Below are 21,104 nucleotides of genomic sequence, written 5' to 3'. Positions count from 1 at the left end.
AAATGTCCAAGCCTGAAGGCGTTCTGAGCAAGATCAGGGTTGTGGAGTGGTCTCAAGGCCACGCTGCTGCGTTTGCAGGTCTGCTATTGGCTGAATCGGGCGCAGATGTCGTTCTGATTGATGGGGATCGGACAGGACGGCGGCAAAAACTGGCATCATTCGCTGTCTGGGATCGCAGCAAGCGGAGACTGGAGCGAAATTGCGGTGCGCCAGAAGACGTGCAGGCGTTGCAGGATCTCCTGTCCGAAGCAGATATTCTGCTCACCGATATGACGCCGCATGACCGGGAGAAGCTCGGGCTCGGTTCCCGCGCCATCAAGGACAGGCATCCTCATCTGATCATTACCGAGATTGGTAGTTGGCCGGCCGGCCACAAGCTTGAGAACCGACCGGTCGATGATACGCTGGTTCTTGCCGAGGCGGGACTCATGGATGAGCAGGCTGGTGTTCGGGATGGCCCTATCTATCTGAGGTTTCCGCTCGGCAGTTGGGGGAGCGCCTATCTTGCCGCCATCGGTACGCTGGCCCGTCTCATACAGAAGCGGCGCGGAAGAGGTGTTGGCGGCGTCTCAACGAGCCTCGTTCAGGGCGCACTCGCGCCGAGCGCGATGTTGTGGCGCAAGGCGGAACGGGCGACGCCGGAATTTACCAATTCAATGGGGAAATCCATTCGGTCCCCGCAGTTCGAATGTTCGGACGGGGTGTGGATCCACGTCAAGTCCACGCCGGACCACGCGCCATTGATGAGCGCGGCCCTGCAGGAACTTGGAGCCGATCGGATCGCGGACCTCAATGCAGGGGAAAAAGGCGATCACATCTGTCCGAACTGGGGCGCCAACAAATTCATCTTCAAGTCCCGGCCAAGCGACGTTTGGCTCGCGGATCTCTGGTCCGCCGACGTGGCCGTGCAGCCCGATGTGCCGATGGGGCATATCTATGGCGACGAACAAGCCATCCTGAATGGCTATGTCATCGACGTCGAGGACCCGGTCTTTGGCAAGACGCGGCAACCGGGCGCTCCGGTCTCCATCGAACCGCCAATGCGCGCCTTCCGTCCCGCTGCATTCGCCTCGCCATGGCGCGATGGCGACTGGTCGAGCGAAAGAGCGGGAAGTTGCATTTCCAGCTCGCGAGGCGCGGCCGAGGAATTGCCGTTGAACGGCGTGAAAGTGGCCGACTTTGGGGCTTTCCTTGCCGGGCCGTTCGCAACGATGATGTTGTCCGACCTCGGCGCAGATGTGGTGAAGGTTGAAGGTCTCACGGGCGACCCGCTGCGACGCAATGATGGCGCCTTCTTTGGCTGCCAAAGAGGCAAGCGATCGCTCGCCGTCGACCTGAAGCACGAAACGGCGGCCGACATCATTGCCAGCCTCGCGGAATGGGCCGACATCGTCCACCACAATATCCGGCTTCCTGCGGCGCATCGGCTCGGCATCGATTACGAGACGCTGTCAGCCATCAATCCTGAACTCATCTACTGTCATGTCAGCGCGTACGGACCCAAGGGCCCCCGGAAGGACTGGCCGGGCTATGACCAGTTGTTCCAGGCCCAGACAGGCTGGGAATTTGAGGGCGCGGGCGAAGGCAACCAGCCGATGTGGCATCGCTTCGGCATGATGGATCATCAATGCGCGCTCGCCAGCCTCTTTGTCACGCTGCTCGGCCTTTATCACAGGGACAATGGGCATGGAGGCCAGGCGGTCGGCGCCTCGCTTCTCGGCGCTGGCCTGATGACAGTGAGTGAAACCATCGTGCTCGAAGACGGGTCACTGACGCCCTATCCGGGGTTGGACCAGCAGCAAATGGGCGTATCTTCGACCCGACGCCTCTATCGGTGCATGGACGGCTGGGTCGCTTTCGCCAGCGATGTACCCGACACATGCAGCAGCCTGCAGCAGCATAGCAGACAAACGAGTGTCAGCGGCGTTGAAGACTACATGGCCGGTTTGACCGTCGCCGAAGCTCTTGGCCTCGCCGACGATTGCGGAATTGCGGCGACCGAAGCCAGGACGGACAATCGGGACAGGTTTTTCGGAGATCCCGCCAATCTGGACAAAGGCCTGGTCGCGCGGTTCAATCAATCGAAGTTCGGAATGGTCGACATGGTCGGCACGTTCTGGCTCTTCGACGGGCAGCCCGCTTTGCCGCAGAGTGGTGTACCGGACCTCGGGGAGCACACAGCGCAGTGTCTGGAGGAGCTGGGTTTCAGTCCGGTAGAGATCCGAGATTTTTGCCGAAACAAAATAGTCGCAGGTTTGCGAAATGAGGTAGCCGAATGACCATTCACATCAACAAAGCGAACGGGGCCAATCATGTCTGATTCCGAGGGCTCTGCACCGACAGGGAAGCAGGCCGTTGAGCGCAAGGTAAAAAGCGTTCCTGTTCGTGGCCGCGAAAACCGGCCGCGATCAAGACGGGAAAAATCTGTCCTCACGCGTAAGCGGCTGTGCGACGCGACTAACCGGCTGCTTGAAAGCCGCTCTCTGCGCGCCGTGACCGTTTCGGACATCACGAACATGGCGTCTGTCTCGCCAGCGACGTTCTACATCTATTTTGCCGATGTCGAAGAGGCCGTGCTGGCCGTGCTGGAAGATCTGAATGGACAGCTCCCAGACTTTCCAAGCCTCGTTCATGCCATCGACACAGCGGCGCCGGAGCCCGGTGTGCGCGCCTTGGTAAAGGCGTACCTTTCGTTCTGGGACAAGCACTATGCCGTCTTGAGAATTCGCAATCTGGCAGCCGATGAAGGAGAGCCGCGTTTTCGCGAGGCCCGTGCCACCATGCTGAGGCCGATGATGACAGCGCTCGAGGAAAAATTCAAATCGGGTCACGGCCCGATGCTCGGCTTTCCGGAAGCGCCGGTCCTTGCCGTTGTCACCGTGCTGATGGGGATGCTCGAACGGCTCGCCGCGGTCATTCGCCTGCGGCCACCTGGCCGCGATATCACAAGAGGCCGGCTCATCGATGGCGCCGTGATGGTGATTTCCACGATCATGAAGACGAAAGAGGCAGGTTAGAATGGCAAATGGCTTCAGAGGGGCGGCGATTACCGGCGTGGGATTGGCGGCGCCCGGCCGAAAGGCGACACGGCCCATCATGGATTTGATGTTGGAGGCGTCATTTCAGGCGCTCGATGATGCGGGCCTTACGCCGGCAGATATCGATGGTATCGCAACCTGGCCCAGCAAGTCTCCGTCTCCGGGCATGTCCCCGATCGGCGTGATTGAGCTGAAAGAGGCGCTGGGCTGTGACCTTAGCTGGTATTGCGGCCTGATCGAAGGGCCGGGCCAGCTGAGCTCTGTGATCAATGCGGTGGGTGCAATTGCGACAGGGCAGGCGCGCCATGTGCTCTGCTATCGGACGCTGAATGAGTATTCGGTCCGCAAATCGAAATCCACTGAGCCTGAGCGGGGCGCCGCCGCGAACCGCATCGTGGGCCCTTACGCCTGGCAGCGGCCCTTCAACGCGCTCTCGCCGGTCAATTCGCAAGCGATGATGGCGCGTCGGCACATGCATGATTTCGGGACGACGAAGGAACAGCTTGGCTGGGTCGCGGTCAATGCTCGGCGTAATGCGATGCTGAACCCCTATGCAGCCTACCGCGATCCGATGAGCCATGACGACTATATGAACGCGCGCATGATCTCCGATCCGCTTGGTCTTTATGATTGCGATGCACCGACGGATGCTGCGACTGTCGTGATCGTGTCGTCGATGGAAGCCGCCAAAGATCTGAAAAAGCCGCCGCTTCGGATCGAGTCGATGGGCGCTGCCGCGTTTGGCCGCAATAGCTGGGATCAGTACGAGCCGCTTTCAGGTATGCCGGCGCTGGATGCCGGGCGGTTGATGTGGACGCACACCGATCTGAAACCGACCGATGTCGACGTAGCCAATGTCTATGATGGTTTCAGCATTCATACGCTGTTGTGGCTTGAAGCACTTGGGTTCTGCAAACGCGGCGAAAGCGGCCCGTTCGTCGAAGGCGGCGAGCGTATTGCGCGCGACGGCCAACTTCCCTTGAACACGGGTGGTGGCCAATTGTCGGGCGGACGCCTGCATGGCTTTGGCCTGTTGTGGGAAACCTGCATCCAGCTCTGGGGCGAAGGGGCAGACCGGCAGGTTCCCGGCAATCCAGAAGTGGGTGTCGCGGCAGCAGGCGGAGGCCCGCTTGCCGGTTGCCTCCTTCTGAGCCGGCACTGAGACGCGCCATGACAGCTGAGATTTCAAGCCAGGACGTCCTTATCACTGAACGCATCGGTGGTACCGCGCTGCTCAAACTCAATCGGCCCGAGCGCCTGAATGCTTTGTCTCCGCAATTGCATGAAGCGCTCCAGGCCGCGGTCCGCGAAGCGGCGGAAGACAAAGACGTCAGGGTTGTGGTGATCACGGGGGAAGGTCGGGCGTTCTGTTCAGGCGGTGATACGAGCGGCGCGCGAGGGCAGGGCGGCCCGGTTTCCCAGGAGCAGCGAACTGACGAGATGGTTGCTCGCTCCGCCACCAACAAGCTCCTTCACGAGATGCCCAAACCGACGCTTGCCTTGGTCAATGGCGTGGCAGCAGGGTCGGGCCTCGCGCTGGCGCTCGCCTGCGACATGCGGATCGGCTCTGTTGATGCCTCGATGGTGCCGGCCTATGCCAGGCTCGCCCTGTCGGGTGACTATGGGGTGACCTATTTCCTGACCCAGATCTCGGGCCCAGCAAAGGCGTGCGAGCTGATGTTCCTGAACCAGAAGCTCGACGCGGCCGAGGCCAAGGCGTGCGGATTGCTGAACCAGATCGTTAGCGCCAATAGTCTGATGGTCGAAGGGTTGCGGGTGGCCGAGCAGCTTTGCGCCGCGCCGCCGGTCGCGCTTCGCTATATGAAACGCTGCATTCGGGCGTCCGTTGACCATAGCCTCGGCGATGTCATCGCGCTCGAGGCGTCGGCGATGATCCGCTGTTCAAAGACGGAAGACGCCAAGGAAGCCATGCTCGCGCTGAAGGAAAAGCGCGCGCCGGTCTTCAAGGGCTACTGATTTTCACGCGCAGCACGCGGCTTTGAAACGCACGTCGAGCGCTGACGCGGAACCGGCCAATCCTGTGAAGGACTAGCCGGTCCGGTCGCGAGCGCCGCTATGCTTTTTCCAGGATGTGCACAGCGCTGCACGTTCCGAGGCCGACAACATGCGCGAGACCGATCTTGGCACCGGGTTGCTGGCGTTGGCCTGCTTCGCCCCGCAGATGGGTGCAGACTTCATAGAGATTGGCGATGCCCGTCGCGGCGATCGGATGCCCCTTTGACAGGAGCCCCCCCGACAGGTTGACCGGAATGCGACCGCCAATCGCTGTCTCTCCATCTTCCAGCAGGCGAACGGCTTCACCCTCGCCGCACAGCTGCAGGTTCTCATAGTGGAGCAGTTCGGCCGTCGCAAAGCAGTCGTGGAGTTCGACTAGGTCGAGATCGGAAGGGTCGATGCCCGACATTTCATAAGCTTGCTGGGCTGACAGGCGCGTTGCCGAATTGATGTCCGGCATTTGCGGGTTCCGCTCCTGCCACGGATCGGAAGCAAGCGCGGATGCCCGGATGCGGACCGCGCGCCCCAGCCCGAGCTCTTTTGCCTTGCGTTCCGAGACGAGAATGGCCGCAGCGGCCCCGTCGACATTGATCGAACACATGAATTTGGTGTTTGGGTAGGCGATCATTTCGGCGCCCATGACCATTTCCAGCGGCGTTTCCTTCTGAAGCATCGCCTTTGGATTGAAGGTCGAGTGGTGATGGTTCTTGACCGCCACGCTGGCAAAGTTCTCGAAGGTGGCGCCATACTTGGCGGCATATTCCATCCCGGCTTCTGCAAAGGTTGCAGGCATTGAGGCCGATCCCATAAGGCCTTCAGTCGAAATCGCACTCGCGCGAGGACCACCCAGCATGCCCATGCCGGTCATCTGCTCGACGCCGACCGCCAGCACGACATCATAGTCGCCCGAGCGTATCGCCATCCATGCGTCCCGGACCGCTGTCGCGCCCGTTGCGCACGCGTTGCTGAGATTGGTTACGGGAATGCCGAAAGCGCCTACCTGCTGCAGGATCTTCTGACCGTTCATGGAGTTGAAGACACAACCCGAATAGACGGCCTGGACGTCCTTGATGGTCAGACCGGCATCGTCCAACGCGCCGAGAACGGCTTCAGCGCCCAAGAGGGCGGGCGTCTTGTCGGGGTACCGGCCGAATTTGATCATATCGATGCCGGCGATGTAAACGTCGCTCATATCTCTAGCTCCTACTTCGCCGCAATCGGCTCAAAAAAGTGGCACACATAACTGTTGCCCTGATCATCCTTGCGGTTCAGGGCGTCATCGAGCACGACGTTGACCGCCATACCGAGCGAAATGCTTTCCGGGTCCTGCGCGATGCCTCGCAGATTGCCTTTGAGGCTGGGGCCGTTGTCCATGTCGACAATCGCTGAAACGAACGGCACCGCGACGCCAGGGAAGCTGCGATGCACGATCGAGTAAGAGTGCAAGGTGCCTGTTGTCGTTTCGGGCTGGTGGGCAACGAAACTGCCGCGTGCGCCACACTTGCCGCAGGCGATGCGATTTGTTTCGAGCGAGAACGCGCCGCACGCCGTGCATTTCTGAAACTCGAGACGTGCCACACCGTTCGGCTCAACCTTGATGAAAGGCATTGCTGGCAGGGGCAGCGCGGGGTCTGTGTCGGTCATTGCTTACTCCAATTGTTTGAAAGTGATGCGGTCTGGTCGTTTGAGGCATGGTGAGTGCCGCTAATCATTCTGCGGCTTGCGCGATGTCGACTTCCTCGTCGGCCCAAAGATCGCGGGGCATGCCCAATACGCGCTCGGCGAGCTTGTTGCGGTGAATTTCACTGGTGCCGCCGCCGATGGTCGAGGCACGGGTCGACAAATAGGCCGAGGTCCAGATGCTCTCTTCAAGGCCAGCGCTCCCCATCACATCGATGAGGAATTCGAACATCGCCTTTTCGTTTTCCTGGCCGACAATCTTGGTGATTGAGCTCTCGCTGCCGACGTCAGCGCCGCTGGTGAACCGGGCGACGTTGCGCAAGCCATGCAGGTGTATGATCTGGGTCGTCGACCAGAGCGTGTTGAAGCGCTGGCGCAGCCCGACATCAAGGCCGCTTTCTGCCTCTCGCTGTTGTAGCATGCCGGCGATGCGCCGGATGGTCCGCGCCTGGCTGGCATGGGCGCCGAGGAAATTGGTGAGATGCTCGCCCTGCATGGTCGTCCGGTTGACCGACCAGCCGGCATTCTTCGGGCCGATCAGGCTGCTGAGCGGGATCGTTACATCGTTGAAGAACACTTCGTTGAAATGATAGTCGCCATTATTGCGGCGGATGGGCCTGACTTCCACGCCGGGCGCATCCATCGGGAAGACGACGACACTGATGCCGTCGCGCTTGGGGTGCTGCGGCCCGGTTCTGACAAGGGCGTACATCCAGTCGGCATACTGGGCTTGCGACGTCCAGATCTTGTGGCCGTTGATGACCAACTTCTCGTCGTCCACGACCGCTCTGGTGCTAAGTGAAGCGAGGTCAGACCCTGCGCCCCGCTCGGAAAAGCCGCCGGCCCACAGGATGTCGGCGCGCCGCGTCGGCTCGAGGAGTTTCTTCTGTTCGTCGGTGCCGTGCGTGAAAAGCGTCGGGCCGACCAGCATCAGCCCGCGGTTCCCCGGGAGTGGCGGCACGCCTCTCTTTGTGAGCTCGGCATAGTAGAGGACTTGCTGGGTGAAACTCGCAGCCCGGCCGCCATATTCCACGGGCCAGTGAATGCCGGCCCAATTGCCTTCAGCCATCTCTGCCTGCCAGGCGCGGCGACCGGCGAGATCGGCGCGGCGTAGCTGTGATATCTTTTCGGGCGGGGCGTGTTCGTCGAGCCAGGTCTGGAACTCGATGAGGAAATCGGCGTCGGCCTGACTGGGGACGAAGCCAATATCCTGCTCGGGCTTGTTGCTCGAGCCAGATTTGCGTCGCTTTGCGCCATACAGTTCGAGGGCCTTCTCTCCGAGGCGCTGCAAGTGGGAGGAGGGCGAACCAAAGCTGATTTCACAATGCTTGCTGCGTCGCATCAGCAGGTGAAGGTCATGCTCCCATGTGCAGCCGATCGCGCCATGCATCTGAACAGACTCGGAGGCAGCAAAAGACGCTGCTTCGGTGGCGGCGGCCTTGGCGAGATGAGAGGCGGCACCGTCCGGAACACCATCGGCCACTGACCGGAGCGCGCCCCACAGGCTGGATCGGCCGGATTCGAGTTTAAGCAGGCAGTTGGCCAGGTTCTGCTTGATCGCCTGGAACCGGCCGATCGGCTGGCCAAACTGTTCTCGCTGCAACGCATATTCGGTGATGAGGTTAAGCGCGCCCTGAGCGACGCCCACTGCTTCTGCCGCAATCAGGCATTGGGCGATCTTCTGGAGGTCGCCCGGAGGGAAGCAGCCGATCCGTTTGGCCGGGGCCTCGACGAGTTTGACCCTTGCCATCGGACGCGTGGTGTCGAGGCTTTTCAGGTCGCTTCGTTCGACCCCCGGTCCATGCGCATCGACCACCCACCAGGCGTCATCGGCATGAACCAGAAAGCTCGTCAGACTCGTGCCCTCAAACGCAAACGGCACATCCGATGACAGGTGCGTAGCGCATTCAATGCCGGGCGTGACCAGGGCATTGGGAAAGCTGCCATCCGCATTGATGAGCGGGCCGGCTACGGTCTGGCCGCTTGCGAGCGCTGCCGCGACGTCGGTTGCGTCCGGGCAGGCAGAAAGTATGTGGCAGGCGAGGTAGATCGACACGATCGGAACAGGCGCGACCTGCTCGCCGAGCGCCTCGACGACGATACACTCTTCTGCCAGACCGAGTTCGGAACCGTCCATGTCCGAGGGGAGAGAAATGCCGAGAAGGCCGAGCGCCCCCAGCTGTGACAGCAATTCAGGATCGGTCCCGGACACGTTCTCCGCCGCCTTGCGCGCGGCGCTCCGATCGGACACCAGACGGCGCACCGTGCGGTCGAGCTGTTCTTGTTCATCGGAGCGCATAATCGAATAACTCAGCATGTTGAATGACAAGGCGCATCGTCCTCAGCCACCCGTTGCAAGTCTATGTGGATTATTTTGCGGATCGGTCGTGGAAACGCATAAGACGCTCGGTTCGTGCGATGCTGTACTGGTGTCAGACAGGGAAGTGCGCCCGCAGAACCGTCGCGGTGCTGTCGAGGCAACCAGAGCGTTGCCAAGGCGGCTGCCAAAACAGAATCCATGCGCACCAAGCAGGCAAAGTGGTTTGATCGTTGAAGATTGAAGTAACACCAGAAGAAACAGCGTTCCGGGCCGAAGTCCGCGAGTGGCTGAAGAGCAATGTTCCCAAGACAGCCCGCCCATTTGCGGGAGAAGGAGTGCGCGGCTTCGATCTCGACTGGCAGCGGCGGCAATATGAAGCCGGATGGGCCGGCATTGCGTGGCCAGAGGCGTTTGGAGGCCGCGGCGCCAGCCTGATGGAGCAGCTTATCTGGCATGAGGAATATGCACTCGCCGGGGCGCCAAGGTCGGGGTGCTGCTTTGTTGGCCTCAGCCATGCCGGACCAACGTTGATCGCGTGCGGTACGCAGGAGCAAAGACAGCATCATCTCCCCAGAATCCTGAAGGGGGAGGCGGTCTGGTGTCAGGGGTTTTCGGAGCCCAATTCCGGGTCGGACCTTTCCAGCCTCTCGACCAAGGCAGTCGTTGATGGCGACAGTCTGGTGGTCAATGGATCCAAGATCTGGACGAGCTATGCCCAGCATGCCGATTACCAGGAGCTGTTGCTGCGCACTGAGCCCGGGTCTGAACGTCATCGCGGGCTGAGCTGGGTCATCTGCGACATGAGCACGCCCGGAATTGAGCTCCGCCCGATCCGCACGATGACCTCGGCGGAAGATTACCATTTCTGCCAGGTTTTCTACAATGATGTGCGGATACCATTGTCGAATGTTGTCGGCGAGCTCGGCGACGGGTGGGCAACCGCAAACGCGACGCTTGGCTTTGAGCGGGGCACAGGTTTCATCGCCGACCAGATCCAGAACAGTGAGCTGATCGAGATGCTGATCGACATGGCCCGAAGCCGTCCCGGGGCCGACGGAACTGGTTCGATGATCGATAATCCGAGCATCGCCGCCGGCCTGGCTGCGCTCCGGGCGGACGCAGCCGCCATCAGATCAATGACCTATGCGACGATCTCGCGAGCCGGTCAAAATAATCCGGGACCGGAAGGGTCTATCGTGAAGCTGATCTATTCGGAAGTTGCCCAGCGGGCGCGCAAGCTGAGTATGGATATACTAGGCGGTGACGGTCTGGAGACGACGCTCGCGGAGGGCCTCGTCTTCTTTTACCTGCGCTCCTTCGCGGGCACGATCGGCGGCGGAACGTCGGACATCCAGCGCAATCTGATCGGGGAACGCGTTCTCGGTCTGCCGAGGGGGCCAAGACTGTGATTGATCTTCAGCCATCTGACGAACAGCAACAGATCATCGACAGCGTGTCGTCGTATCTCGCCGACAATGCGCCGATCGAACGGCTCACGGCGCCGGGCGAGGTGGTGGTGAGCCAGGACGGGGCTATGCGCCACGCACTTGCCGGGCTTGGTGTGTTCGGCATCGGCGTCGCTGAAGAATTTGGCGGTGTCGGATATGGGATTGCCGAAGAAGCGCTGGTGGCCCGCGAATTTGGTCGCGTGCTTCTCTCGCCTTCTCTCCTGATGGGGATGGTCGCGCCGCATGTGGCGCTGACATCGGGAAATCTGTCACTGGCTGGCGACATCATGAGCGGCGAGACGGCGGTCGGGGCCGGAGCCTGTATCACTGCAGCCGCCGAAAGCCTCCACGGAGATTGGCATCTCATTGATTCCCGGGACGCGGCATTGATGCTATTGTGCCGGGGGGACCGCATTGGACTTTTTGCCGCCAATGACCTCACGGTGCGGCGAGACGTGCTGAGTATGGACTGGACGCTTGACCTCGAACGGGCTGAGTTCGCTGAGGGGTGTGTCGGCGTGGATTCTGCGTCGCTGTGCCGGCGTGTGAATTTGCTTGTTGCAGCATATATGGTCGGAGCGGCGGAGGCGGCAACGCAAATGTCGGTCGACTATGCGTGCGTCAGGCACCAGTTCAACCAGCCCATCGGCTCATTTCAGGCAGTGAAGCACCGCTGCGCCGACATGCTCGCGGCTTCCGTTTCGGCGTGGAGTCAGACGGCGTTCGCGGTGCTGGCCCATGCAGACCAGGCCGCTGATGCAGCCTATCAGGCTCATGCGGCCTGCATGACCAGCAAGAATGCCCTGTTCAACAATGGCGCCGCGAACATTCAAAACCATGGCGGAATTGGCTTCACAGGTGAGCATACGCCGCATCTTTTTGTGAAGCGTGGTCATTTTATGGACCGAATTGGCGATACGGACCTTACTCACCGGTTGGCTTTGCTGGAGAAGTTTCCGTCAGGATCACACTCAGTTGTGAATTTTTAACTCGGCGATGCGGGATTCACAATAACCGTTCGGATGACACTCGCTTATGTTGCAAGACAGGTAAATTGTGAATAAGCGTCAGAAATGGAAGTGCGATTGTGACCGAGATCAAACCAGCAGAACAGATTGCGGCCCATTTCGCTTCACTGGCGAAACTGGATCCGGAAAGCGAAGCGGTGCGCTTCAATGGCAAGGGCTATTCGTGGGGTGAGCTGGGCGCTATCGCGGACGGCCTTGCCCAAAAGTTTGAGGCCCTGGGCCTGCCGGAATTCGCCTGCGTCGGATGGCTCGCGCGAAACGAACCGTCGCTCGTTGGCGCGCTGATTGGCCTTATCCAGTCGCGTCATTGTATTTCCCCGCTCAATCCGCATCAGCCTGCCGAGAAAACTGCTGAACAGCAGCGCCAGCTCAATATGGGCGTCGTGGTCGGCGTCGCGCAGGATTTTACGCCCGAACTCAAGACGGCGATGAAGGATGTCGGCGCGGTCGGTCTGGTGCTCGAAATTGGCGCGGACGATCCGGTACGGTTTGTGCCCGGCTTCGAAGCGCTCGGCAAAGGACCGTTCCGGTCGCTAGGACAGGATGTTGTCGCAGAGCGTCTGACCAGTGGCACAACTGGTGAGCCAAAGCGGATCCCTGTCCCGGCCGTGACTTTCGCGAAAGCCATGCAGCTTGGCGCCCGGTCGGAAAAGAATAAGGCTGCTGAACCCCTCAAGGTGAAACGGTCGCCAGCGATCCTGCAGACCACCTTCTCGCATTCCGGCGGGATGTGGGGCGCGCTCCTGTCGCTCAACCAGGCGAGACCGATCGACCTGCACGACAAGTTTACGCCGGAAGCGTGGGCTGATGCCGTCGAGCGCACGAAGACGCGGGTGAGCAGCCTGGTACCGTCGATGATTACCATGGTGCTTGAGGCAGATGTTCCGCCGGAAAAGCTTGCCAGTCTGATGGCAATACGGTGCGGGACGGCTGCGTTAGATCCGGAGACGCAAAAGCGCTTCGAAGACCATTTCAACGTTCCGGTTCTGGTCGAATATGGCGCGTCGGAATTCATGGGCGGCATCGCTGGTTGGTCGCTGGCTGATCACAAAGCCCATGGTCAAACCAAGCGTGGCTCCGTGGGCCGGATGCGACCGGACATGGAAGTCCGGATTACCGATTCGGAAACCAATAAAGATCTTCCGGCTGGCGAGATTGGTATCCTTAATCTCAAAACGCCGCGCGCGGGCCCGGATTGGATTCGCACAACCGACCTCGCCTCAATCGATGCGGAGGGTTTCCTATACCTGCACGGCCGGGTCGATGAGGCGATTAATCGCGGTGGTTTCAAGGTTCTGCCTGACAAGGTTGCAGAGGTTCTGAGGCTGCATCCGAGCGTGCGCGAGGTCGGCATTCTGGCTGCCAAGCATGCGCGTCTCGGGCAAGTGCCGATCGCGATCATCGAGCCGTCGTCAGATGCGCCGAAGCCGACCAGCGAGGAGCTGAATGCTTTCGGACGCGAGCAGATGGCCGCGTACATGGTGCCGGTCGCGTTCGAATTCGTTGAAAGCCTTCCGCGCACCCTTTCGATGAAGGTGGACCGGCCTGCGCTTCGAAAGATGTTCCAAGACAAATACGACCTCTGATCAAGATACAAAGGGTTCAACATGGCAGATATAGCGGCGCCTGCAGCGCGAGACATAGATGGCACGATCACGGACGAAGATATTGAGCGCGCCCGCAAGCAAATCGGGATTCCACAACGCCGGTTTGTACCGACATTCAATGTGCGGGCATCGCAAGACACGATGCGTCATTTTGCGTTTGGCCTAGTCGGAGACGACAATCCACTCTGGCACGATCCGGTCTACGCGGCCAAGTCGCGCTGGCGTGGCCCTGTCGCTCATCCGCTCTTTATCCAGACGATGGGGGAGAATGAGACGCCACCGTATCCGGAAGATATCAAGCCGCTGTTCAAAGGTCTTTTCAGGGGCGTCGGCAAGTATCTCGCGTCGACCACATGGTCTTTCTACAAGCCGGTTTTCGAGGGCGATATTGCCTATGAAGAGTACACCACCTCGGACATCCAGGTGAAGGAATCCAGCTTTTCGGGCGGGCGGAGCGTCATCGATTCCTATCGGTCGCTTTATGTCGATCGGTCCGGAGCCCCAATCGCGACGCGCGAGCATTCCTGCGTCAATGCCGAACGCCGCGGATCGAAGGAAAAGGGCAAGTATGCTGACCGCGAAAAGCACGTCTACACGCCGGACGATATTGCGCGGATCGATGAGGTCTATGCGGCTGAAATGCGTCGCGGGTCCGAACGCCGGTATCATGAAGACGTCGAGGTTGGCGAAGCGCTGACGCCTGTTGCCAAGGGCCCGCTGTCGATGGTCGAGGTCATCAGCCGCCATATCGCGACAGGCATGGCCGACGGATACAATATCGGGCCACTGAGATATGGCTGGAAGGCGCGCCAGAAGATTGCTGCGTTCTACACACCGGACGACTGGGGTGTTCCGCAACCCCAACAGCGTGTCCACTGGGATGATCGCCGGGCGCAGGACCTCGGCCTGCCGGGCGGTTATGACTATGCGATCATGCGGTTTGCGTGGTTGTCCCACGTCGTGACCAACTGGATGGGGGATGATGGCTGGCTTGCGGAGCTGAGTGTCGATCTGCGGCAGTTCAACTTCGTCGGAGATTTTCACATCATCTCCGGGGAAGTGACAGGGAAGAGTATCGAGAACGGTCAGCCAGTTGTCGAGATTGCCCTCAAGGGCGTGAACCAGCGTGGCGACGAGACGACCAGGGGCTTTGCCAAAGTGATGTTGCCCTCACACGCATTCGGGGCGGTGACGATGCCGACCCCGCCCGCCGAGCTTTCGCGCCGCGGTGCCGCGATGATGCAGGCCGCAGCAGAATATTCTGGCAAGGCAAAATCATGACGCCGCTGAATTTTGACGGAGACGTCGTCATCGTCACCGGCGCGGGCGGCGGACTCGGGCGCTCCTATGCGCTCGACTTGGCCCGGCGCGGCGCCCGTGTCGTCGTCAACGACCTTGGCGGTTCGGCCGCCGGGGACGGCGCCGATGCAAGCCCGGCGGCCCAAGTAGTCGACGTTATCAGGGCTGAAGGCGGCGAGGCTGTCGCAAATTTCGACAGCGTCGCAACACAAGAAGGCGGTAAGGCGATTGTACAAGCAGCCCTTGATGCGTGGGGACGTGTCGATGGCGTCATCTGCAATGCGGGCATCCTGCGCGACCGTAGTTTTGCTAAGCTCGATTTCAACGATGCACGGGCCGTTGTCGACGTCCATCTATGGGGCGGCATCAACGTGTCGCAGCCAGCTTTCGTCGCCATGAAGGACAACCCGAATGGCGGACGTATTGTTCTGACGACGTCAGCATCCGGATTGCTCGGAAATTTCGGCCAGACGGCCTATGGCGCAGCGAAGATGGGGCTGGTCGGCCTGATGAGATCGCTGCGGATCGAAGGCGAGCGTTCAGGTATCAAGGTCAACGCACTCGCGCCGATTGCGGGCACCCGATTGACCAACAATGTTTCCGACGATCCCAGCGCCCCGAAAGCGCCAGACAAGGTGGCGCCGATCGCGACCCTGCTTGCGCACCGCGACTGCCCGGCAAATGGCGATATCTTCATGGCCGGAGCGGGCTGGTTCTCGAGGTGCTTCATTGGCCTGACAGAAGGTTGGTCGATGCCCGACAATGTGACGGCGGAATCCCTGCTCGCCAATTGGGACAAGGTCACCGACGAGACAGGCTTCCAACAACCGACTAGCGTGATTGAGGTAAGTGAGATCCTCAACCGGCTTCTGGAGCCCAGGTGAGCCGGCACGAAGTGAAAGGTATATCAGAGAGTATGGACGGCATCCGTTACGAAACGAAGGGCTGGGTCGCGGTTATCAGCCTGAACCGGCCTGAAAAGCACAATGCGATGGATTCAGAAATGAGTGCCGCGTTTGCCAATGCCATTGTCAGAGCTCAGGACGATCGTAGAATCCGGTCCATCCTTCTGCGCGGCGAAGGCAAGTCCTTCTGCAGCGGCCGGGATACGGCAGCGCTGGGGGTCCGCCCTGCGGGCGTGAGCGACTTTGAACATGTTAGCAAAAGCCAGAGCCGGAAATTCAACCTCATCGACAGCCAGAAGCCCGTGATCGCGGCGTTGCGCGGTCATGCGGTTGGCGGCGGGTTCGAGATCGCGTTGCATTGCGACATGCGGGTCGCGTCGGAAACCGCTCGGATGTCGCTGCCTGAAATCGATCACGGCATCATCACCGATGGCGGCGGGTCGGTCATCACGGCAGCGCTCGCAGGCGCATCGAGAGCGAAATACATGCTGATGACTTGCGAAGCCGTCGGCGCGCAACAAGCCCTGCAATGGGGCCTCGTCGACTTCGTCGTGCCCGATGAGGAGCTTGACGCATTTGCACTCGACCTTGCGACGAAGGTTGCCGCGCGACCACCGATCCATGTTGCGATGGCCAAGATGCTCATCGACGGGCTGCAGGGCGAGTCCATTCGGAGAGGGATTCGGGAAGAGCTCATCGCCATCACGGCGCTCTACAAGACGGACGATCGCCAGGAGGCGAAGGCCGCACGGGCTGAAAAACGCAAACCAGAATTCAAAGGAAGCTGACATGTCTCTCCCGGAGCCGTTTCCCGAAAACCATGCCTTCCTGCCGCCTGACACGTTCAAGGATGACGTTATCCTGGTCACCGGTGGCGGGACAGGGCTGGGCAAGGCCATGGCAAAAGGGTTCGCCCGCCTTGGTGGCCGGATTGCGATCGCGAGCCGGAGTACCGAACACCGCGATGCCGGCGTCGCTGCGATCGAGGCGTTGGGCGGGCAGGCGATCGGCGTTGCGCTCGACATTCGCGATCCAGAGAATGTCGCCGCTGCGTTCGACGAGATCGAGAGCAAGCTTGGCCCGGTTACGGTGCTGGTGAACAATGCCGCTGGCCGGTTCATGGCGCCAGCCGAAGACATAACGCCGAATGGTTGGCGCGCTGTGACGCAGATTGTCATGGATGGCACATTCTTCTGCGCGCAGGAGTTTCACAAACGTCGGCTGGCCGCAGATGGCCAAGGCGCCATTCTCAATATCGGCGCGACATTCGCTTGGACCGGCGGGCCGGGCTCAGCGCATTCCGCCGCCGCCAAGGCCGCTGTAAACAGCCTCACCCAGACGCTCGCTGTTGAATGGGCTGTGGACCAGATTCGCATCAACACGATCGCACCTGGCGTGTTTCCTCACGAGGACACGGTCGCCCACATGAAGGGAAGCTGGTCGACTGACCGTGGTCGTCAAATCCCTGCGGGCCGGGTTGGACGGCTTCAGGAGCTGGCATGGGCGGCATGTTTCCTCTGTTCGCCCTTTGCGTCCTACATCACGGGCCACACGCTCGTCGTCGATGGCGCCAACTGGCTGCGCCACCGGGCATCAGCCGCGCCCGATTTTATTCCGGTGCGCGAGTGGGCCCGTCAAAAGAAGTAGTCTCTGGAAGGGGGCGATGATGGCCGATCACACGAAACAGGGTTTGACGATTGTCACTGGCGCAGCGGGCGCAGCGAAGGCCGATCTAGGCATGAGGCCTTATGCGGCCAGCAAGCCTGCGGTGAAGAAACTGACCGAGACGCTGTCGAAGGAGATCAGGCCATCCGGAGGCTGGGCCAATGCCATTCTGCCAAGTATTATCAACACGCCAGCCAATCACGATGGTATGCCCGGCTCGGACACCTTAGACTGGATACCTCCCGGTGATATCGCACACCTTGTCGGTTTCCTGCTTTCAGACTCGGCGCACCGTATCAATGGCGCGCTCATTCCAATCACGTGCGGCGCTTGAGGCGGGGCGCTCTCACAGAAACAGGTCATGACCAGTAATGGGCGTTTTGCGTAGACGAACTGCAGTAGCGATACGGAAGATCGCTGCGGGGGCATCCGAAGCCCGGGCTGTTGTCGAGGACGACTTCCACCATTTCCGCGTTACCGTCCTGTCGCGCGATGGCCATGTGGAGCGGACGACGACCCAGTCCCTTCGAACGCCCACAATGATTTGCGGGCAGGCCAGTCAAAGGCTGACGGAGCTTGAGGGAATGGCGCTCGATCCTGCTTCTGCCAGCGTGTTGAAGCATACGGACGCGCGCCTCCAATGCACACACATGATCGATCTCGCGGGCTTGGCGGTCGCCGCCTTGTCGCAAGGCACGCCGTTCCGCCAGTACGACGCAGAAGTTGATGACAAGACACCGGACAAGACCCGCCGCGCAAGGCTGAGGCGCGATGGTGTCCTGGTGCTTGAATGGGAGCTGGACGGCTACGCCGTGAAGGGACCGCCGCCATATTCCGGACTATCCCTCGGCGCCGGCTTCACCGGTTGGACGCAGGACACACTGCCGAAGGATGAAGCTGAAGCCGCGCTGGTTCTACGCCGTGCGATCTTTATCTCAAACGGACGCACAGTGGATCTCGACGCGCTTGGCCGGCGAACCGGACCGTTCGGCGGGTGCTGGGCCTGGCAGCCTGAGCGGGCTGACAAGGCGCTGAGAAACGTTGGATCCACTCAAGACTTCACAGAGTGTCCAGATGCGTTGCTTGGGCAGGATCAAGCCTGGTTGGCATTTGAGCAGACGGAGTGAGCCGGGCTCGGCGCCCTGCGCCACGGAGCGGACTGAACTTAAATACGCCTGCGACCATTCAAGCTTTGATTGGTGTGATTCCGATGCATGACAGCGGAGAATATCGCATCGAAACACCAGCCTCCTGTCCCTTACCAAGAGCGCAAAGCGCGTTTAACCTCGCAGCAGAAATTCCTGAATTTGGCGGCAGAAGCCGTCAGCCTTTCAGGCGCGTCCGGAGGTAGCCCCATGTCCAACCGAGTTTCAGAAAGCATCGCCGAGACATTTGAGAACCTGTCGGATCTGGACGGGGTCGAAGTTGATGGATGCTGGCTGAAATGGAGCGCGCTGGCCGCGCTGGCTTCGCGTCTCGACCTCTTGATCGAGGAGACGGGCGCACCGGCCCAAGCCAGGATCGGACTTGTCGCGCGCAATCATCCGGAATCTGTCGCAGCCTTTCTCGGCCTCCTAAAAGGTGGTTATTGTGTGGTGCTGATCAATCCGTTCCAGACGGAACAAGCCATCGCGGAAGACGTGGCGCAGCTCGGCCTGAGCCTGATGATGGCTGAGCCGGAGGACTTCGATGGTCTCGGCTTGGCCCGTTCGGCCAAGGAAAACAATTTTCCACTAATCAATCTTGGCGCCCTGGAAGGGCGCGCGCCGCATCTGGTGCAGCACTGCACCGCGCAGGCGAAACCTGAATCGGAAGATTGTGCGCTGCTGATCGGCACGAGCGGGACCAGTGGCAAGCCAAAACGTATCCCGATCCGATATGACACGCTGTTCGCCTCAGTCGTCGAGACAGACACGATCAATCGGGAGTTCGGTGAAGAACGTAGGCCCGGCCTGAAACCGTCACCTCTGATCCAGTATTCTCCGCTCGCGCATATCACGGGCGCGCTGACGATCGCGCGCGTCGGTATCACCGGACGGCGGCTGATCCTGCTGAAGAAGTTTGATCCCAAAAAGTGGATTCAGGCTATCAGTACCTACAAGCACCAAATCGCCGGCTTGCCGCCCGCGATGATGAAGATGGTGCTCGATGAAGCGCCGGGTGCAGACGAGCTCCAGAGTTTGCGGGCCGTCTGGACGGGTTCAGCGCCACCTGACCCGGCTGTCGTTCTGGAGTTCGAGAAGCGCTATAGCGTCCACGTTCTGGGCAATTACGGCGCGACCGAATATTGCGGCGCGATTGCCAATGAGCGACTTGTTGACAGGATCGAGTATGGCCGGGCAAAAAACGGGGCCGTAGGGCGCGTGCGCCGCCACGTCGCCGACTTCCGCATTGTCGATCCGGATACAGGAAGCGAAAAAGCGGGGGAAGGCGTTCTTGAAGTCCGTGTTCACCGGGTTGGTCCGGAGTGGATCCGCACCTCAGATCTTGCCTCGATTGATGACGATGATTGCCTGTTCATTCACGGCCGAGCCGATGATGCTATCAACAGAGGTGGGTTCAAGATCGTGCCGACGATTATTACCGACGCTCTCAAGCAACATGACGCCGTGGATGAGGCCTTTGCCCTTGGGCTGGCAGATGCGCGGCTTGGCCAGGTGCCTGTTGCAATTGTCCAGTTGCACAGTGGCGCTGAGGCGACTGCAGAGATTCTGCTTGCCCATCTTCGCAACAAGCTCGTCGCGTATCAGGTGCCCATAGCGATCAAGATCGTTGCGACACTCCCGCGGACGCCGTCGATGAAATTCGACAAGCCCGGGATGCGCGCTCTGTTTGACGACGACCACCCGATCAAGTCCGCCGGATGATATCGACCCTGAAGCCGCTGCAATATCCGGTCTTCCGCAATATGTGGTTTGCCAATCTTGCCGCGCACTTTGGCACCATGATCCAGGCTGTCGGGGCAGCCTGGCTGATGACATTGCTCACGGATTCGGCGCAGATGGTCGCGCTCGTGCAATCGTCGACGACCATTCCGATCATGCTGCTGGCCTTATTTGCGGGCGCGGCGGCTGACACATTTGACAGGCGTCTGGTGATGCTGTCAGCCCAGTGCCTGATGCTTGTGGTCAGCGCGATCCTGACCGTGCTCTCGGCGTTTGGCCACATCACGCCGTTTTCCCTGTTAGGCCTTACCTTCCTGATCGGGGCAGGCACGGCCGTCAATTCGCCGACCTGGCAGGCCTCTCTGCGGGACCAGGTTCCGGTCGCCCTGTTGTCCTCGGCGATTGCGCTGAATTCGATCGGATTCAACCTCGCGCGCAGCCTCGGGCCCGCCATAGGCGGATTGGTCATGGCAGCCATTGGGCCTACCGGAAATTTCTTCCTGAACACCGTGTCCTACACCGCGCTCATCTTCGTGTTGCTCAACTGGCGACCCGTTTTCAAACGCGACGAAACAGTGCGGGGCATCCGACATTCGATCGCGCTCGGCGTTGACTATGCGTGGCGCGAGCCGGCGATCCGCCGGACATTGATCCGTTCAAGTCTTTTTGGCCTGATGTCGTCATCGATCTGGGCGCTGGCGCCACTGGTGGCTAAAGACGTCCTGCACGGCGGACAGCTTACATTCGGCTTGTTGCTTGGGGCCCTCGGTGTCGGGTCGATTGCCGGCGCGATCATCGCGGACCAGGCACGCAGGCGAATGAGTATGCAGAAGGTCTTCACGATTGGCAGTTTCGGTTTCGCCATCGGAATGGCCGGGATTATATCGTCCAACGTCTTGTGGCTGGCCTTGCCCTTCGCCGTGCTAGCCGGCGCGTGCTGGGTTGGCTCATTGTCGACGATCAACATCGCGATCCAGAGTTATGTGCCTCAGCGGCTCGTGGGACGGTGCATTGCGACCTACTACATGTTTGCATTCGGCGGAGTGTCGCTCGGCAGCTATATCTGGGGTCTTGTCGCAGACATGTCGGGGCTAACGACAAGCGTATATATCTCGGCGATGATGCTGGTCGTGGTGACGGTGCTGGGACTGAAATTCCCGGTCCCGAACCCATCAGAGGATCCTGCTGTCAGCGACTGACGCGAGACAGCGGG

Annotated in this window: 18 protein-coding genes; 15 read left to right on the top strand and 3 right to left on the bottom strand. The window is 60.4% G+C overall.

Features of this window, described 5'->3' with window-relative positions; genetic code table 11:
• The first annotated feature begins 2 nt into the window (after positions 1 to 2).
• The 4 genes from HJO_RS05230 to HJO_RS05215 all read left to right on the top strand — a co-directional run bounded on the left by HJO_RS05230 (position 3) and on the right by HJO_RS05215 (position 5,015).
• Positions 3 to 2,279 (top strand): CoA transferase, encoded by a 2,277-nt coding sequence (locus HJO_RS05230; RefSeq protein WP_051618285.1) that lies wholly within the window; start codon positions 3 to 5, stop codon positions 2,277 to 2,279.
• Between the two features lie 33 nt (positions 2,280 to 2,312).
• Positions 2,313 to 3,017: a TetR/AcrR family transcriptional regulator gene (locus HJO_RS17575; protein WP_084141553.1), complete on the top strand. Its 705-nt coding sequence runs from the start codon at positions 2,313 to 2,315 to the stop codon at positions 3,015 to 3,017.
• Positions 3,018 to 3,096: 79 nt separating this feature from the next.
• Positions 3,097 to 4,200: a thiolase family protein gene (locus HJO_RS05220; RefSeq protein WP_206741810.1), complete on the top strand. Its 1,104-nt coding sequence runs from the start codon at positions 3,097 to 3,099 to the stop codon at positions 4,198 to 4,200.
• A gap of 8 nt (positions 4,201 to 4,208) precedes the next feature.
• Positions 4,209 to 5,015, top strand: coding sequence for an enoyl-CoA hydratase/isomerase family protein (locus HJO_RS05215; RefSeq protein WP_035614695.1), 807 nt, complete (start codon positions 4,209 to 4,211; stop codon positions 5,013 to 5,015).
• Positions 5,016 to 5,112: 97 nt separating this feature from the next.
• On the opposite strand, the gene HJO_RS05210 is transcribed toward HJO_RS05215, so the two are convergent.
• The 3 genes from HJO_RS05210 to HJO_RS17570 all read right to left on the bottom strand — a co-directional run bounded on the left by HJO_RS05210 (position 5,113) and on the right by HJO_RS17570 (position 9,063).
• A complete protein-coding gene (locus tag HJO_RS05210) occupies positions 5,113 to 6,246 on the bottom strand; it encodes a thiolase family protein (protein WP_035614693.1) in 1,134 nt (377 codons plus the stop codon).
• An 11-nt stretch (positions 6,247 to 6,257) separates the two neighbouring features.
• A complete protein-coding gene (locus HJO_RS05205; RefSeq protein ID WP_035614691.1) occupies positions 6,258 to 6,698 on the bottom strand; it encodes a Zn-ribbon domain-containing OB-fold protein in 441 nt (146 codons plus the stop codon).
• Positions 6,699 to 6,762: 64 nt separating this feature from the next.
• Positions 6,763 to 9,063, bottom strand: a complete 2,301-nt coding sequence (locus HJO_RS17570; RefSeq protein ID WP_162173777.1) for an acyl-CoA dehydrogenase family protein — start codon at positions 9,061 to 9,063, stop codon at positions 6,763 to 6,765.
• 221 nt (positions 9,064 to 9,284) lie between these two features.
• Between HJO_RS17570 and HJO_RS05195 the strand changes: the two genes are divergently transcribed.
• The 11 genes from HJO_RS05195 to HJO_RS05145 all read left to right on the top strand — a co-directional run bounded on the left by HJO_RS05195 (position 9,285) and on the right by HJO_RS05145 (position 21,090).
• On the top strand, positions 9,285 to 10,463 hold the full coding sequence (locus tag HJO_RS05195; protein WP_035614689.1) for an acyl-CoA dehydrogenase family protein: 1,179 nt from the start codon (positions 9,285 to 9,287) through the stop codon (positions 10,461 to 10,463).
• Positions 10,460 to 11,491 (top strand): acyl-CoA dehydrogenase family protein, encoded by a 1,032-nt coding sequence (locus HJO_RS17565; RefSeq protein WP_051618279.1) that lies wholly within the window; start codon positions 10,460 to 10,462, stop codon positions 11,489 to 11,491. The genes HJO_RS05195 and HJO_RS17565 overlap by 4 nt, the downstream gene beginning before the upstream one ends.
• Positions 11,492 to 11,589: 98 nt before the next feature.
• Entirely contained in the window at positions 11,590 to 13,116 is a 1,527-nt protein-coding gene (locus HJO_RS05185) for a class I adenylate-forming enzyme family protein (RefSeq protein ID WP_051618277.1), read from the top strand.
• A gap of 21 nt (positions 13,117 to 13,137) precedes the next feature.
• Positions 13,138 to 14,418, top strand: a complete 1,281-nt coding sequence (locus HJO_RS05180; protein WP_035614687.1) for a hotdog family protein — start codon at positions 13,138 to 13,140, stop codon at positions 14,416 to 14,418.
• The gene (locus HJO_RS05175; RefSeq protein ID WP_035614685.1) at positions 14,415 to 15,320 is read left to right on the top strand and encodes an SDR family NAD(P)-dependent oxidoreductase; all 906 of its coding nucleotides are present in this window, start codon (positions 14,415 to 14,417) and stop codon (positions 15,318 to 15,320) included. Before HJO_RS05180 ends, HJO_RS05175 begins: the two co-directional genes overlap by 4 nt.
• Before the next feature lie 11 nt (positions 15,321 to 15,331).
• Entirely contained in the window at positions 15,332 to 16,129 is a 798-nt protein-coding gene (locus tag HJO_RS05170; protein WP_156945425.1) for an enoyl-CoA hydratase/isomerase family protein, read from the top strand.
• A 1-nt stretch (position 16,130) separates the two neighbouring features.
• Positions 16,131 to 16,988, top strand: a complete 858-nt coding sequence (locus tag HJO_RS05165; RefSeq protein WP_035614683.1) for an SDR family oxidoreductase — start codon at positions 16,131 to 16,133, stop codon at positions 16,986 to 16,988.
• 19 nt (positions 16,989 to 17,007) lie between these two features.
• On the top strand, positions 17,008 to 17,340 hold the full coding sequence (locus HJO_RS05160) for an SDR family oxidoreductase (protein WP_162173776.1): 333 nt from the start codon (positions 17,008 to 17,010) through the stop codon (positions 17,338 to 17,340).
• Positions 17,341 to 17,590: 250 nt separating this feature from the next.
• Positions 17,591 to 18,133, top strand: coding sequence for a hypothetical protein (locus tag HJO_RS05155; RefSeq protein WP_338390241.1), 543 nt, complete (start codon positions 17,591 to 17,593; stop codon positions 18,131 to 18,133).
• An 87-nt stretch (positions 18,134 to 18,220) separates the two neighbouring features.
• A complete protein-coding gene (locus tag HJO_RS05150) occupies positions 18,221 to 19,873 on the top strand; it encodes a class I adenylate-forming enzyme family protein (RefSeq protein WP_084141548.1) in 1,653 nt (550 codons plus the stop codon).
• A complete protein-coding gene (locus HJO_RS05145) occupies positions 19,870 to 21,090 on the top strand; it encodes an MFS transporter (protein WP_051618270.1) in 1,221 nt (406 codons plus the stop codon). The genes HJO_RS05150 and HJO_RS05145 overlap by 4 nt, the downstream gene beginning before the upstream one ends.
• Positions 21,091 to 21,104 lie beyond the last annotated feature (14 nt).

Source organism: Hyphomonas johnsonii MHS-2, assembly GCF_000685275.1.
In the GTDB taxonomy this organism is placed as follows: Bacteria; Pseudomonadota; Alphaproteobacteria; order Caulobacterales; family Hyphomonadaceae; genus Hyphomonas; species Hyphomonas johnsonii.
Note: the sequence above shows the minus strand (reverse complement) of the source record. Positions and strands in the feature narration are given on the sequence as shown.